This window comes from Cupriavidus sp. FW306-01-F10A, assembly GCF_058782785.1.
This window is the reverse complement of the sequence record NZ_JBYSYA010000041.1, coordinates 1-15461: the sequence shown is the minus strand read 5'-3', so window position 1 is coordinate 15461 and position 15461 is coordinate 1. Positions and strand designations below refer to the sequence as shown.

At 58.5% G+C, this 15461-nt stretch carries 14 protein-coding genes; 10 read left to right on the top strand and 4 right to left on the bottom strand.

The genetic code is table 11. The features are described from left to right. Positions 1 to 3 precede the first annotated feature (3 nt). On the top strand, positions 4 to 384 hold the full coding sequence (locus AC3WLF_RS30530) for a RidA family protein (protein WP_492359265.1): 381 nt from the start codon (positions 4 to 6) through the stop codon (positions 382 to 384). A gap of 17 nt (positions 385 to 401) precedes the next feature. Further along, a complete protein-coding gene (locus AC3WLF_RS30525; RefSeq protein ID WP_492359264.1) occupies positions 402 to 1751 on the top strand; it encodes an MFS transporter in 1350 nt (449 codons plus the stop codon). Positions 1752 to 2012: 261 nt separating this feature from the next. Here AC3WLF_RS30525 and AC3WLF_RS30520 read toward each other — a convergent pair whose 3' ends face one another. The 3 genes from AC3WLF_RS30520 to AC3WLF_RS30510 form a co-directional block, all read right to left on the bottom strand. Further along, entirely contained in the window at positions 2013 to 3578 is a 1566-nt protein-coding gene (locus AC3WLF_RS30520) for a class I adenylate-forming enzyme family protein (protein WP_492359263.1), read from the bottom strand. 18 nt (positions 3579 to 3596) lie between these two features. Beyond that, entirely contained in the window at positions 3597 to 4535 is a 939-nt protein-coding gene (locus AC3WLF_RS30515; RefSeq protein WP_492359262.1) for a LysR substrate-binding domain-containing protein, read from the bottom strand. A gap of 273 nt (positions 4536 to 4808) precedes the next feature. Continuing rightward, positions 4809 to 5216 (bottom strand): PaaI family thioesterase, encoded by a 408-nt coding sequence (locus AC3WLF_RS30510; protein ID WP_492359261.1) that lies wholly within the window; start codon positions 5214 to 5216, stop codon positions 4809 to 4811. A 258-nt stretch (positions 5217 to 5474) separates the two neighbouring features. Between AC3WLF_RS30510 and AC3WLF_RS30505 the strand changes: the two genes are divergently transcribed. The 8 genes from AC3WLF_RS30505 to AC3WLF_RS30470 all read left to right on the top strand — a co-directional run bounded on the left by AC3WLF_RS30505 (position 5475) and on the right by AC3WLF_RS30470 (position 14603). Beyond that, positions 5475 to 6974 carry an aldehyde dehydrogenase gene (locus AC3WLF_RS30505; protein ID WP_492359260.1) on the top strand — a complete coding sequence of 500 codons (1500 nt, stop codon included), beginning with the start codon at positions 5475 to 5477 and terminating at the stop codon, positions 6972 to 6974. Positions 6975 to 7219: 245 nt separating this feature from the next. Beyond that, positions 7220 to 8434, top strand: coding sequence for an ABC transporter substrate-binding protein (locus AC3WLF_RS30500; protein WP_492359259.1), 1215 nt, complete (start codon positions 7220 to 7222; stop codon positions 8432 to 8434). Between the two features lie 53 nt (positions 8435 to 8487). Continuing rightward, positions 8488 to 9576, top strand: a complete 1089-nt coding sequence (locus AC3WLF_RS30495; protein ID WP_492359258.1) for a porin — start codon at positions 8488 to 8490, stop codon at positions 9574 to 9576. 257 nt (positions 9577 to 9833) lie between these two features. Continuing rightward, the gene (locus AC3WLF_RS30490; protein ID WP_492359282.1) at positions 9834 to 10610 is read left to right on the top strand and encodes an ABC transporter ATP-binding protein; all 777 of its coding nucleotides are present in this window, start codon (positions 9834 to 9836) and stop codon (positions 10608 to 10610) included. 9 nt (positions 10611 to 10619) lie between these two features. Further along, positions 10620 to 11342, top strand: coding sequence for an ABC transporter ATP-binding protein (locus AC3WLF_RS30485; RefSeq protein ID WP_492359257.1), 723 nt, complete (start codon positions 10620 to 10622; stop codon positions 11340 to 11342). 6 nt (positions 11343 to 11348) lie between these two features. Continuing rightward, entirely contained in the window at positions 11349 to 12557 is a 1209-nt protein-coding gene (locus tag AC3WLF_RS30480; RefSeq protein ID WP_492359281.1) for an ABC transporter substrate-binding protein, read from the top strand. A 151-nt stretch (positions 12558 to 12708) separates the two neighbouring features. Further along, complete coding sequence (locus tag AC3WLF_RS30475; protein WP_492359256.1) at positions 12709 to 13593, top strand: branched-chain amino acid ABC transporter permease; 885 nt, start codon at positions 12709 to 12711, stop codon at positions 13591 to 13593. Then, positions 13593 to 14603 (top strand): branched-chain amino acid ABC transporter permease, encoded by a 1011-nt coding sequence (locus AC3WLF_RS30470; RefSeq protein ID WP_492359255.1) that lies wholly within the window; start codon positions 13593 to 13595, stop codon positions 14601 to 14603. Before AC3WLF_RS30475 ends, AC3WLF_RS30470 begins: the two co-directional genes overlap by 1 nt. A 174-nt stretch (positions 14604 to 14777) precedes the next feature. On the opposite strand, the gene AC3WLF_RS30465 is transcribed toward AC3WLF_RS30470, so the two are convergent. Beyond that, a complete protein-coding gene (locus AC3WLF_RS30465) occupies positions 14778 to 15215 on the bottom strand; it encodes a MarR family winged helix-turn-helix transcriptional regulator (RefSeq protein ID WP_492359254.1) in 438 nt (145 codons plus the stop codon). Between the last annotated feature and the right edge of the window lie 246 nt (positions 15216 to 15461).

Sequence of the window (15461 nt, the reverse complement as noted above, 5' to 3'; positions counted from 1 at the left end):
CGCGTGAAAGCCGTTTCAATTGCAGGGGCGCCGGACCCGGCTGGGCACTATTCCCCCGCCGTGGAGGCGAACGGCTTCCTCTTTCTCTCCGGTGTGTTGCCGACAGCTCCGCTTCCGGGTGAGCAGGACGATTTCGAGCGGCAAGTCAGCGCAACGCTCGCGCAGTGCGAGCGGGTCCTGCAAGCCGGTGGATATTGCATGGCGGATGTCGTGCAGTGCACCGCTTACATCGTCGGAGTGGCCCATTGGCCGCGATTCAACGCGGTCTATGCCGAGGTTCTTGGCAGCCATCGGCCCGCCCGTACGGTTGTGCCTGTGGCGGAGCTCCATCACGGGTGGCTGGTGGAGATTCAATTGGTCGCTCACCGCGGCCACGGCGCTTAGCAAAGATAGGGTTCGACATGACGACGAACATGGGCGTTGACGTATCACGTACGCGCGAGCTTCCCTGGTACAAGACGCTTTCGCGCAAGCAATGGAGTATTCTCGCTGCCTCGAACTTGGGATGGATGTTCGATGGCTTCGAGAACTACGCACTCATCCTGACGGCTGGCGTTGCATTGCACCAGTTGGTGGAGCCTTCGGCGCTAGGTTCGCTGCCTGTCTACATCGGCGCGCTCATCGCAATCAACCTGCTGGGTTGGGGCGTTGGCGGCATGTTGGGCGGCATTCTTGCGGATTACATCGGACGCAAGCGCATGATGATCGTCTCCATCCTGGCGTACTCCGTGATGACGGGCTTGTCCGGGTTCGCCTGGAGTTTTGAGTCGTTGGCCGTGCTGCGCTTCCTGGTCGGCGTGGCCGTCGGCTCGGAGTGGGCCACGGGCAGCTCCATGATGGCGGAGCTTTGGCCGGACCATGCGCGAGGAAAAGGCGCCGGGCTTATGCAGTGCGGACTCGGCTTGGGGTTCTTTTTTGCCTCCCTGGCATGGCTGCTCATCGCGCCGTTGGGTGAGCATGCCTGGCGCTACATGTACTTGCTGGGCGTGTTGCCCGCGCTTCTCACCCTGTGGATTCGTCGTGCCATTCCAGAGTCGGCGCTTTGGGAGGCAGTGAAGGCGAAGCGCGCCGAAGCGCAAAAAAAGCAGCAGAGCGGGGCCACGCTCTCCTCGGAGGATGCGCATCTGGTCAAGTTCACGCTGTCGGATTTATTTGCCGACCAGGCAGTCCGTGGGCGGACGGTGGCCGTGTTTCTCATGTCCTTGGCTACGACGGTGGGCTTCTGGAGCATTTCGACCTGGGTGCCGCCCTTCATCGCTGCCACGGCTGGCGCACAAGGCTTGGTGGCGGCCAAGTGGGCGAGTTACGCTGGGATGGCGTTTACGGTCGGCTCTGTCACCGGCTATATCGCACTCGGCTTCCTGTCCGATGCCTACGGCCGTAAACCCGTCACGATCGCGTTCTACGTCTTGGCCCTGCTGACGACGCCTGTATTGTTTTTCACCGCCACTGACGTGTACGTATTGCTGGGCCTGGCGTTTGTCAGCGGTATTTTTGCCAACGGCCAGTACACGTGGATGCCGGTGTGGCTGCCGGAACTCTACCCGACGCGGATGCGTGCAACGGCGCTCGCTTTCGCGTTCAATGCGCCACGCTTTCTGGCATTTCTTGGCCCGTTGCTCGCCGGTACGATGATCCACACGTTCGGGGGCTACGGCCAAGCCGCGTTGGCGCTGGCATGCATCTACCTAGTTGGCATCTTTGCCGCGCCGGCTTTGCCGGAAACGAATGGCCAGCCGCTGCCACGGTAGTTATGCAGGCGCATGACGGTGGGTCCTAGGCCTTACTGTATCGGCCTTGCGAACCTCCCGGCACGTCGCACAAACACCGCAATGCCGTTCAGTTAAGCCTATGGTGTCGTTCCCGCGAAGGCGGGAACCTCGTGTCGTTGATGTATTCAAGCGGTATCAGCGCTGCTGGCCCTGGCCTTGGCCATGCTCGCAGCTGCATGCGCAGCGGCGACGCGGACCAGAGGAGCCCGCGCGGCCCGGTTGACCGATTTGCGAAGCCGACTATTGGCGGCGGATAGCGGCCCGATGCCATCGCGCAAGGAGAGCATCCCGCCGCAGCTTCCCGCGCGAGGAGCGAGGAAGCGCCTCTATTGGCCAGATACTGGCGGGGCGCTTTTCTTTCGGCAGTCTGGCTGCCAAATAGGCTCGTAGCATGTCAGGCCCTGTGCTTGCATTTTTGCGTAGCACGACAAAACAAACGATGTCCTGTCCATAGATCGGATCAGGGACACCCACGGCAGCGGCTTCTACAACGTCACCATGTGTCAGCAGGGCATCTTCAATTTCACTTGGCGCGACTTTGACGCCTCCTCGTATCACCAGGTCGTCCATGCGCCCTAGCAGTTGTACGAAACCGCCTTCATCACGTTGTGCGAGATCACGGGAGTAGAGCCGCTGCCCGCGGACGGCACGTATTGAACCGTCGATTTCAAGTATTCCAACGGCCAACTTTGGGCCTTCCAATACAACCTGTCCTGCCATCCCCGGGGGACATGATTGACCCTCGAAATCCACGACGTCAAAGGCCGTGTGTGGAACGGGCAGACCGACGGTCCCGACCTTGCGATTCCGTAGACGATTGCCGCAGATCCAACCGGCCTCCGTCGAACCATACATGTTGAGGACCGCGATACCGGTCTCCTGTTCGAAGCGCAGCCAGGTGCTGCGCGATAACGGGGCTGAACTGCAGGTCATCAGACGCAGGCTCGACGCACAAGCGCGTAGCTCCTCGAGCGGTCCGTTCAGCAGCATGTTGAGAACGGTAGGTACGCCGGCGCAGATCGTGATGTTGTGGTCCGCTATCCAGGTCGGAAATCGACTGCGTGAGAATTGACGCGCAAGATGCAGGGTTGCGCCGCTTTGGAGAAATGGCATCAGCGACAGAATCTGAGGCGAATACCAACTGAGTGAGCGGTATTCGAGAATGCGATCGTCTTCGCTGAGTTCCAGTAGGTATGCGCTATCCAGGCCGTTGAGCCAGTACGATGCGTGATCGTGCAAGACAATCTTTGCCGCCCCCGCGCTACCGGAGGTGCAGCACGCCGCGGCAATGTCGTCTGGCTTCGTGTTTGGTACCGGCAGTGTGGTGTTTGCAGGCAACGCCGAAAGGTGGATTGTTTCTGCCTGCTGCGACGGTTGAGAGCGGCTTCCCCAACGGCCATATCGAGCGCTTGCGCGAACTCCCGCTGGCAGATCAGCGGCCATGATGCCAGCACCGTAGAGTACAAGTGCCGGGTTCAACGAATTGAACGCGACTTGTGTGGCGACGGCTCCGAGCTGAGAGGTGTCGAAGGGGCACACGATGGCGCCAAGGCGCCACAGTGCAAGCCACATCAGTATGGTCTCAATGCCGTCATCAATCAGCAGGACAACTCGGACACGCTCAGATACACCCAACTTCTTCAGCTGAAGCGCAACGCCATCCACAACATCTGCGAGCTCAGCGAAGCTGATGTGCTGTTGGCGCTCGACGTCTACGATCGCAATCTTGGCGGGGTGCCGATTGCGATGCCCAGCCAGCACTTCGGCCAGGGAGCGCCATGGTGTTTCTATGCTTGACTTGTCCATCGCGCCTTTCAAGAGTCCTTAACCAGCCGAGAGCTCGTGAGGGTTGGGCTGAGTATCCACGTGTGTCAGATGTGTCAGAGCCCATTCTCGGAAAAGCTCAACCTTCCCGACCTTTGCTTTGGCCATCGTTGAAGTGATGTAGTAGCTGGAACCAGACGGGACACGGGGCCCAAAGGGCTGAACGAGCGTGCCCTGTGCGAGGTCGCGGTCGACTAGCGGCGTACGTCCAATCGCAAGACCACCGCCCTCGATCGCAGCAGCGAGCGAGGTCAGTTGGAGTTGAAAAACGGCTTCGCCAGCGAAATGTACGCCACTGTAGCCCGCGGCATCGAGCCATGCCGGCCAGTCGTCCTGGTATAGGGAGTAGAAATAGGTTCGGATCCTCACAAACCGCGCGAGCTTGTCTTCAATGCTCCCATGGGAGCCGATCTCTTCAAGCAGGCGAGGGGAGCAAACCGGGAAGAACTCTTCGCCCTGAATAAGGTCGGCACGCATGCCGCCCCACCTTCCCGCACCATATCGGATGGCTACGTCGTAGTTGTTGCTTTCGAAGTCGTCGAAGTTTGCACTCGTCGACAACTGAAGTGTGATGTCTGGATGCTTGCGCTGGAAGTCGGGGAGCTTCGGAATCAGACATTTGACGGCATAGGTCGGCAGGCACGCGATCGTGAGTACTGTATTGACCTTCTTCTTGCGCGTGTTCTCGCTGGCTATGGCGAGCATGCTGATCGCCTCATTGACCGATCTCAGGTATTCCACCGCCGCAGGCGTGAGTGTCAGTGTGTTGCGCTGGCGGACGAACAGCTTCGTGTCGAGCCGATCTTCAAGCGTCTTGATTTGATGGCTGATCGCGGTTTGGGTGATGTCGAGTTCTCGCGCAGCCTTCGTGAAGCTCAAGTGACGTGCTGCCGACTCGAAGGCGATCAGACTCTGAAGGGAAGGGATAAACGGTCTCATGGCTTGCAGTTGCCTGGCGTGCTGTCGGCGTTGGCATCGTGCGCTGCGTAGCCCGTCGGGCCGCAGCACATTCATTCGGTAATGATTATCGTATATAAGTAGTTTACTGCCGGGCGTGATGAAAGCAAGGGAACCCCGGCTCGGTGAATTCCCTAGGTACAACCGTGACCGAGACGCTTCGATTCAACCTTCTGGATAGATGGGGTGATCCAGTGCGTTGCTTGGCGTGGCACCACGAGTTTTGGGTCGTTCGAGCCTGCGCAGGGTGGGGAATCACTGCCGCCTAGTCACTTTGAAACTACCTTGTGCGGTCGCAAGAAGGACTCGGTGGTCCAGCCAAGCCTCGCCGCGCGCGAAATACAGCGACCGACCCCGTTGCTCGAGAAAACCTTTGGCAATGACCGTACCGCCCGTTCCACTGTTGAGGAAGTTCAATGCCAAGGACACTGTGCGTCCATGGACGGGTTCGTGCGAGGCATGGCTATACAGCCCGGAGTAACCGCACGCGGCATCCAGAAGCGTTGAGATGACCCCGCCCTGAAGAACACGCTGTCTGTTGAGCAGGCTCGCACTGATTGGCAGGTGGAATTCGCAGTAGCCCTCGAACCATTCGGTGCATGAGGCACCGAGTAAGGCGAGGAATGGATTGTCAATGACGATGGGACTGTCGTGAATTTCCACGGAATCTCACTCTCTGTATGCACCCAGGACTCACGCAGCGTAGTAGGGCTGAGCGGGTATGGCGAACGAAAGCCATTCATGTGAGCCATGAGATCGGGTTGATCGCTGAGAGCACTGCGCACCAACGGCCGTGTTGTTGGCGTTGGGGCGACTACAAGGACCACTCATAGCTGGGATGAAAAACTATCGTTCGCACGGGTGCGGCGCAGGAGCTAGTCTTTTCTCACTTTCCAAAGCAACTCCCGAGGCTACCTTCCTATGACAATCACGTCTTTCGAAAATCCGTTGGCAACGTTCGAACGCATCAACATGTACATTGGCGGGGCCTGGGTCGAGTCTTCAAGCGGCAAGGTGCTTGAGAGCATCGATCCGTATCGCCAACAGGTGTGGGCGGTCGTGCCGGACGCATCAGAAGACGACGTCAAGTCGGCGGTAACTGCCGCTCGGGATGCATTTGATAATGGCCCCTGGCGGCGTACTACACCGCAGCAACGCGCCGCCTTGATGCGTAAGCTTGGTGACTTGATCGCCCGCGATGCTGAGCGCATGGCGCGAATCGAGTCCTCGGACAACGGTAAGTTGTATCGAGAGATGCTCGGTCAGTGGCGATACCTGCCCGAGTGGCTGTACTACTTTGCCGGCCTCGCTACGCAAGCTTGCGGAGAGCTCCTGCCCAGCGATCGACCGAACTACTTGGCCTTCACTCGTAAAGAGCCGGTTGGTGTAGTGGCAGCCATTACGCCATGGAACTCACCGTGCCTGCTGATGATGTTCAAGCTTGCGCCGGCGCTTGCCGCGGGCTGCACCTTCATCGTCAAGCCCTCGGAACACACACCGGTTTCCACCTTGAAGTTTGCCGAACTGATGGAAGAGGCAGGATTCCCGCCCGGCGTCTTCAATGTTGTCACCGGCGGACCGGACGTGGGCCGCTGGCTGGTGTCCGATGCCCGCCTGGACAAGATCACGTTTACTGGGTCGGATGGTGTTGGCAAAGCCATTGCTCGTGCGGGAGCGGAAAGCTTCGCGCGCGTTTCGCTTGAGCTGGGTGGAAAGTCGCCGCAACTCGTCTTCGACGATTGCGATGTCAAGGCGGCAGCGAATGGTGTCATTTCGGGCGTGTTCGCCGCGACCGGGCAGACCTGCATGGCCGGTTCCCGCTTGATTGTGCATCGATCCGTTCATGATGAAGTTGTTGAGCGCGTCATCAGCCGAATCAAGGAGCTCAAGCTTGGTGATCCAATGGATCTGGCGACGGAAATGGGGCCCGCAGCGACAGAGCCACAGTTCCACAAGATTCTTTCGATGGTCAAGGCGGCTGAAGCGGAGGGAGCAACGCTTGCGTATGGTGGCAGACAGGCTCCGGAGGGCGGCTTCTTTGTCCTGCCCACGGTGCTGACCGGTGTACAGAATTCCATGAGCATTGCTCGGGATGAAGTGTTTGGGCCGGTGTTGTCTGTCCTGACCTTTGACAGCGAGGATGAGGCTGTCAGCATCGCAAACGACACTCGATATGGCCTGGCCGCGGGCGTTTGGACACTGAACGTGCAGCGGGCGCATCGCATCGCCTCGCAATTGCGCGCCGGTACGGTGTGGATCAATGCGTATCGCGTGACCGCACCTTTTGCGCCTTTCGGTGGTTTCAAACATAGCGGAATTGGGCGTGAGAACGGCCATGACGGCATGGCTGAATTTCTTGAGACAAAGACTGTCTGGGTCGAGCTGAGCGGGGATTTGCGCGATCCGTTCACCATGGGCTAGCCCATTCATCATCGTTCCCGCGATGTCGCCTGTGCTGTAGAAAACGGCCCTTTAGGTTTGATATCGCGGTTCTATTTCCCTTGCACTTGATGACGAGTGTCGTGATGTGCCGTTTTTATCGGCGCATGGGTTGTTATTGCTTTTGAAATGCATATTTATATTTTGACGTCGCTCTATTAAGGGCGGCGGTGTGTGTTGTCTAATAAAAAATAGACTAACTGTTTATTTAACTATCGGAGGAAACGATGAAGAGAAAGAATCTCTTTGCCGTGATAACGGCTGTGGCGACGTTTGGCGTGGCCACTGCGTACCCGGTTCGGGCACAGGCGCCCGCAACTCCCGTGAAGATTGGATTCGCAACGGATATGAGCGGGCTCTACTCCGATATCGATGGTGCGGGCGGGGTAGAGGCAGTGAAGATGGCGATTTCCGACTTTGGCGGGCAAGTCGCGGGCAAGAAGATCGAACTGCTTGCATTTGATCATCAAAACAAACCGGACATTGCTTCCACAAGATCCCGAGAGCTGATTGATGTTCAGAAGGTCAATCTGTTGCTGGGCGGCGTGAACTCTGCCGTTGGCCTTGCAATGTCGAAGATCGCGGCCGAGAAGAAGGTGGCCTATATCTCGGTTGGCGCCGGTACGGCACGGCTGACCAACGAGGAATGTACGCCGTACACCATCAACTATGCGCTTGACACCATTGCGCAAGCTCGCGTGGCGGGAAAAGCCGTCACGAACCAGGGCGGGAAGACCTGGTTCTTCTTGGTTGCCGACTACGCCTTTGGACATTCGCTTGAGAAAGACACCTCCGAAGTCGTGAAGAGCAACGGTGGCAAGGTGATTGGTTCCGTGCGTCACCCCGTTTCGGCTTCAGACTTTTCGTCCTTCCTGATGCAGGCGCAAGGTTCCCGAGCGCAGGTGCTTGCTTTGGCCGATGCCGGCAGCGATTTGCACAACGCGATCAAGACCGCCACGGAGTTTGGCATCAATAAAAGCATGCGGATGACGGCGCTCATGCAATTCATTTCCGACACGCACACCATGGGGCTCGGCGTGACCCAAGGCATGTATTTGTCGGATGCCTGGTACTGGGATCTCAACGACCAGACGCGTGCATGGTCAAAGCGGTTCTTTGAGAAAACAAAAAGAATGCCGACCGTGCTTCAGGCGGGCGCCTATTCCGCTACGTTGCATTATCTGAATGCTGTGAAAAGCGTTGGTGCGACGGACGTGGATAAGGTGATGGAAAGGATGAAGGCGTCGAAGATCAACGATATGTTCGCAAAAAATGGATACATCCGGCCGGATGGCCGAATGGTGCATGACTATTACCTAATGGAGGTGAAGAAGCCGTCGGAATCCAAGTATCCGTGGGACTACTACAAGGTGGTGCAAACGGTCCCAGGGGAGCAGGCATTCAACACGAAAGCGGAGTCAAAGTGCGCTCTCTGGAAATGATTGTATTTTGATTTTGAAGTTGAATTAAATAAATATAACTAGGAGGAGAACAGATGATTAAGAAAATTGTCGGCTCCATGTTGCTGGCCGCGCCCATGATCGCGAGTGCCAAATCCGTCACGATTTACGGTGTGGTGGACACCGGCGTCGAATATGTCAATAACGTTGGTGTTGCCAAAGATGGCCTGGCACGCATGCCAACCTTGACTGGTACGGTGCCGTCACGCTGGGGCATGCGCGGTGAAGAGGATTTGGGGAACGGCCTGAAGAGTCGCTTTGCGCTTGAGTCCGGGTTCGGGGCAGACGCAGGCACCTCCAACCAGGGCGGGCGATTGTTTGGGCGGCAAGCCTGGGTTGGCCTTTCCAACAACTGGGGGCAGATCTCGTTCGGTCGTCAGTACACGATGCTGTTCTGGGCCATGCTCGACTCTGACATCTTGGGGCCGAATGTCTACGGATCCGCATCGCTGGACAGCTATTTTCCGAACGCACGGGCAGACAACGCAATCGCCTACAAAGGCAAATTCGGCGGTTTGACTGTAGGCGCTACGTATAGCTTTGGGCGCGACGTTGTCAACGCCGGGCCGGGCCCTTCGGGGACCAATTGTGCTGGCGAGAATCCTGCGGATAGCTTGGCCTGCCGCGAATGGTCGGCGCTTCTGCAGTACGAAACGAATTGGTGGGGCGTGGGTGCCGCTTACGATTCCCAGCGTGGCGCTCCAGGAGCCTTCGGTGGTCTGGTCAAAAGCAGCCTGAAGGATGACCGCCTGTCGGTCAGCGGCTACATGCTGTTGGACAAGACGAAGCTTGGGCTTGGCGTTGTGAGCCGGAATAACGAGGGCAGTGTCACACCGCATAGCCAGCTCTACTACGGCGGGATTTCTTACGACATTACCCCCGCTTTCAATCTTGCCGGTGAGGTGTACTACCTCCATTTCAACAACAGTGCTAACAAGGCATGGCTGGGTGCGCTTCGTGGTACTTACGCATTCTCCAAGCGGACTTCGGCATACGCTACGGTCGGTTACATCCAGAACGGTGGCCAATTGGCGCAGTCGGTCAGTACGGGGGCAGCCGGTAGCAATCCGGCGCCCGGCGTCAATCAGATGGGCGCGATGATCGGTCTCAAGCAGGTCTTCTAACGAGGCTGACCATGTGAGGGGCGCCCACTTCCGAAGTCGGAAGCATGCTGGGCAACTCCCTGCGCCTACGCTGTATATCCGGCTTGCAAAGATCGTCGGCGGGACGACGGTCTTGCAGCGGCCCTACGGTACTGTGCGGCAGGTTATTAGGAGCTACGGCTTCATTCCACGAATGACGTTGATACCCAGATCGGGTTCGGGATCTGGTTCTTGACGGCTTTCCTTGGCAGTGTTGCCCGTTCATGGAAGAAACGACCATGCATCGCGATGATCTGATTCTGGAAACACGCAGTCTCTCGAAGGCTTTCCGCGGCTTCACCGCGGTCAGTGACGTCGATCTACGCGTACGCCGCGGTTCGATTCACGCACTCATCGGCCCGAATGGTGCCGGCAAGACGACGTGCTTCAATTTGCTGACCAAGTTCCTGGTGCCGACATCCGGCGCCATCTTATTCAACGGCATCGACATTACACGCGAGAAGCCTGCGCAGATCGCCCGCCGTGGAGTCATCCGCTCGTTCCAGATCTCGGCGGTGTTTCCGCACTTGACGGCGTTGGAGAATGTGCGCATCGGCCTGCAGCGTCAGCTTGGAACATCCATGCACTTCTGGCGCAGCGAGCGCTCGCTCGGGAGGCTCGATGAGCGCGGGATGGAGCTGCTGGATCAAGTTGGGTTGACCGAGTTTGCCGGCACGGTGACAGTTAACATGCCCTATGGCCGCAAGCGCGCGCTGGAGATTGCCACCACCCTTGCAATGGAGCCTGAGCTCATGCTGCTCGACGAGCCAACGCAGGGTATGGGCCATGAAGACGTTGATCGGGTTACGCAGCTCATCAAGAAGGTGTCGGCGGGTCGCACCATCCTGATGGTGGAGCACAACATGAATGTGATCTCGTCCATCGCCGACAAGATTACGGTACTCCAGCGCGGGGCCATTCTCGCCGAAGGGCAGTACGCCGAGGTGTCGAAGGATCCGCGCGTGATGGAAGCCTACATGGGCACTGCGGACGCCGAGTTGCAGGGCGCGCATTGAGGAGGGGAAATGACAACTACGACCAACACACCAGCCCTCCAAATCACGGACCTGCATGCCTGGTATGGCGAATCGCACATCCTGCACGGTGTCGACCTGACCGTGAACCGGGGCGAGGTAGTGACACTGCTAGGCCGAAACGGAGCCGGTCGTACGACCATGCTGCGCGCGATTATGGGTCTCACCGGTGCGCGCAAGGGTTCGATTAAGGTCAACGGGCGCGAGACGATCGGCCTGCCCACGCACAAGATCGCGCATTGCGGTATCGGCTACTGCCCGGAAGAGCGCGGCATCTTCTCCAGTCTGTCATGTGAGGAGAACTTGCTGCTGCCACCGCACTTGAAAGGGCAGGGCAAGGGGATGAGTGAGGCCGAGATCTACGCGATGTTCCCCAACCTGAACGAGCGCCGCCAAAGCCAGGGGACGCGGCTGTCGGGGGGGGAACAGCAGATGCTCGCAGTGGGGCGCATCTTGCGCACCGGCGCAAACTTGCTGCTGCTTGATGAGATATCGGAGGGGCTTGCGCCGGTGATCGTGCAGACACTGGCACGAATGATTCTGACGCTGAAGAAGAAGGGCTATACGGTGGTGATGGTCGAGCAGAATTTCCGCTTCGCAGCCCCGCTGGCCGACCGCTTCTATGTGATGGAGCACGGCACCATCGTCGAGCGCTTCGCGGCCGATGCGCTTCAACAGAAGATGCCTGTACTGCATGAGCTGCTTGGAGTCTGATTGGCAATGAAGATCACTCGGCTGGCGGCATTGATGGCCGCCTTGATATTGAATATGGCGTCGGGGTCAGCTGCAGCGCAGGTGTCGGGCGACACGGTCAAGATCGGCTACATCACGGACATGTCAGGTTTATACGCGGACATGGACGGACCGGGCGGGCTTGAGGCCATCAAGATGGCGATCGAGGATGCCGGTGGTGCGGTATTGGGCAGACCGATAGAGCTGCTCTCAGCGGATCACCAGAACAAGGCCGACATCGCCGCCTCCAAGGCTCGCGAATGGATGGACACGCAAGGGCTGGATGCGCTGATCGGCGGCGCCAACTCCGCGGCGGGTCTGGCCATGAATAAGGTGGTTGCCGAAAAGAGGCGCGTTTACTTCAACGTCGGGGCCGCTTCGGCACGACTGACCAACGAGGAGTGCACATCGTACACCGTGCACTACGCGTATGACACGGTGGCACTGGCCAAGGGTACCGGACGGGCGGTGATCAAGCAGGGCGGCAAATCGTGGTTCTTCCTGACCGCGGACTACGCTTTCGGCCATTCGCTGCAGAACGACACCGCTGCTGTAGTCAAGGCTAATGACGGTACTGTGGTGGGTTCGGTACGCCACCCGTTGGCGGCACTGGATTTCTCGTCCTTCCTGCTGCAAGCGCAGACATCTAAGGCGCAGGTATTGGGGCTAGCCAACGGCGGCGGCGACACCATCAATTCGATCAAGGCGGCGAAGGACTTTGGTATCGCCAAGACGATGAAGATCGCCGGCCTGCTGATGTTTATCAACGATGTCCATAGCCTAGGGCTGAAGAACGCCGAAGGTCTTCTGATGACCGATAGCTGGTACTGGGACATGAACGATGCCACACGCAAGTTCGCCAGTCGCTTCTTCAGCAGGATGAAGAAGATGCCGAGCAGCCTGCAGGCTGCCGACTATTCGGCGGTACGCACCTATCTGAAGGCGGTGGAGGCCGCGCGGACTGACGATGCGGACAAGGTCATGGTCGAACTCAAGAAGGCAAGGATCGACGACTTCTACGCTAAGGGCTATATCCGTCAGGACGGACGAGGCATCCATGACATGTATCTGATGCAGGTGAAGGCACCAGCGGAATCAAGGAAGCCTTGGGACTACCTGAGGATCTTGGCCACCGTCCCTGGTGAGCAGGCTTTCACTTCAGTGGCCGAGTCGAAGTGTCCGATGCTAAGGAAATAGGACATACCGCAAGCAATTGAAAGCAGAGAGTGAGCAGTCCCCATACGTCGTTGTACCGGTGAACGTATGGTCTGGCCTCCGCCGTAGTTTGGTGGGGTGAGGCAACGTCGCGCACCAAACGGTGCGCTATAGCGATACGTCAATACTTGCGATGGACATCTTCAATATTCCTCTTCCAGCCATGTTGTCCCAATTGCTGCTGGGGCTCGTCAATGGCGCGTTCTACGCCATGCTGAGCCTGGGGCTGGCCGTCATCTTTGGCCTGCTCAACGTCATCAACTTTGCGCACGGTGCGCTGTTCATGCTGGGTGCGCTGCTGGCCTGGGCGGGCATGGCGTACGCCGGACTCAACTACTGGGCGATGTTGGCGCTGTCACCGCTGGTGGTGGCTGTGCTCGGTGTCGGCATCGAGAAGACCATGCTGCGCTGGATCTACAAGCTCGACCACATCTATGGCTTGCTGCTGACGCTGGGCATCACGCTGGTGATCGAAGGCGTGTTCCGTTCGGTCTACGGTGTGTCCGGTCTGCCTTACTCGCCGCCGGAGGCCCTCCAGGGCGCTGCCGATTTTGGCTTCATGCGCTTGCCCAACTATCGTATCTGGGTGGTGGCGGTCTCGCTCAGCGTGTGCTTCGCAACGTGGTACGTCATCGAGAAAACCAAGCTTGGCGCCTATCTGCGCGCCGGAACGGAGAACCCGAAGGTTGTTGAAGCCTTTGGCATCAACGTGCCGCTGATGGTGACGCTTACCTACGGCTTTGGCGTGGCGCTGGCGGCCTTCGCCGGTGTGCTTGCGGCACCGGTTATGCAGGTCTCGCCGCTAATGGGGCAGAACCTGATCATCGTCGTGTTTGCCGTAGTGGTGATCGGCGGAATGGGTTCGATTACCGGCTCGATCTTCACCGGGCTTGCACTCGGTGTGATCGAAGGACTGACCAAGGTGTTTTATCCGGAAGCATCGTCCACCGTGGTGTTCGTCATCATGGTGATCGTGCTGCTACTGCGCCCGGCTGGGCTGTTCGGCAAGGAGAAGTGATGAGCGGACAAACAATCGCTGTGACCAAGGTGCAGCAGAACGTGGTGGGCAGAAGCCTATCGAAACGTGCATTTTTCGGCCTGGTGCTGCTGGGCCTGCTGGCTGCACCGGCGCTGGGGGCGTACCCCGTGTTCGTGCTGAAGGTGCTGTGTTTCGCTTTGTTCGCGTGCGCCTTCAATCTGTTGATTGGGTACGCGGGCCTGCTGTCGTTCGGCCATGCCGCGTTCTTCGGCGGCGCGGGCTATGTCGCGGGCGAAGCCATGAAGATGTGGGGCGTGACACCGGAGGTCGGGTTGCTCATCGGCACTGCCAGCGGGGCGTTGCTCGGTTACGTGATGGGCGCGCTCGCGATCCGCCGGCAGGGCATCTACTTCGCGATGATTACGCTCGCGCTGGCGCAGATGCTCTACTTCATCTGCCTGCAGGCACCGTTTACGGGCGGAGAGGATGGCTTGCAGGGCATTCCGCGCGGCAGTCTGTTCGGTGTGTTGCCACTTGCCGACGACACGACGCTGTATTACGTAGCGCTGGCAGTCATCGTGGCGGCCTTTGCATTGATCGTGCGGATCGTGCACTCGCCATTCGGGCAGATCCTCAAGGCGATCAAGGAGAACGAGCCGCGCGCCATCTCCCTGGGTTACGACGTTGACCGCTTCAAGCTGATGGCGTTCGTGCTGTCGGCGGCGCTATCGGGGCTGGCGGGTTCCATCAAAGCACTGGTGCTGGGGTTCGAGACGCTTTCCGATGTGCATTGGTCGCTGTCTGGCATGGTCATTCTGATGACCCTGGTGGGCGGCCTCGGCACGCTGTCGGGCCCCATTGTCGGTGCGCTGGTGGTGGTGGCGCTCGAGAACAAGCTTGGCGACCTGGGCAGCTACCTGAGCGCCGTCACCGGCATCGAATGGTTCAACGTTCTGGGGGAATCCGTGCCGATGGTGACGGGCGCGATCTTCATTCTGTGCGTGCTGCTGTTCCGCAAAGGGATGGTCGGTCAACTTGTGAGTCGCTAGCGCGGTAATGTGCTACCACGTTGATTGGCACACCCTGTAGGAGCATCGAGAAGGCTGTTGGTGTCTCCAGCCGGGTTAGGGCGATGCTGTCCCTGACGCGGTTCCCTTGGCTGTACGGTCTATATGTTGAGGCCGTGCAGCCTTTCTTCTTTTCGAGGTCAGCGAAACAGCATGCTATTGAACTGCTCCCGCAACCTTGGGAAGCAAGGCGAGTAGCTGTTCACGTTCGGCGCGCGTCAGCTGGGAGGCGATGACTTGTTCGAACTCAGCCATGATGGCGCGGCCGCGCTTGACCTCGGACCGCCCTTCAGGGGTCAACTCAAGTTCATATACGCGGCGGTCTGTCTGGCTCGGCTGTCTCGTGACTAGAGAAAGCTCTTCAAGAGCATCGACGACCTTCACTACATTGGGCCCCGCGATGTTCAATGCCATTCCCAGTGATGCCTGGCTGATACGAGGATTGGCGTCGATCGTCAGCAAGGCAGTCAGGCGGGCGGGTGACAGCTCGGGAGGCAGCAATTGAAACATTGCATCCACACAGCGTACTTGTGCGCGCTTGATTGCATAACCAAGTGAGCAATCCAGCAGGTCTGGTTGCTGCAGGGGATCCAACGCGTTCGTCTTTGGCGTTCGCCGTGATTGACCGTTCACAGCTGACGTGTTGGCGCGGGCTCGACTCGTTGTGTCCGTTTCAAGGTTTTTCTTGCGGCTAGCCATTGTCTTGGGCGTGGGGTAGGGAATCTACTTGAACGCGGAAACTTGCATCTGTAGTGTAGCACTTATAATAATTATAACGAGTAATGATTACGTGGCGTCGTTATGTGAAAGTCGGCGTGAATCCGGTGAGGAGACAATGAT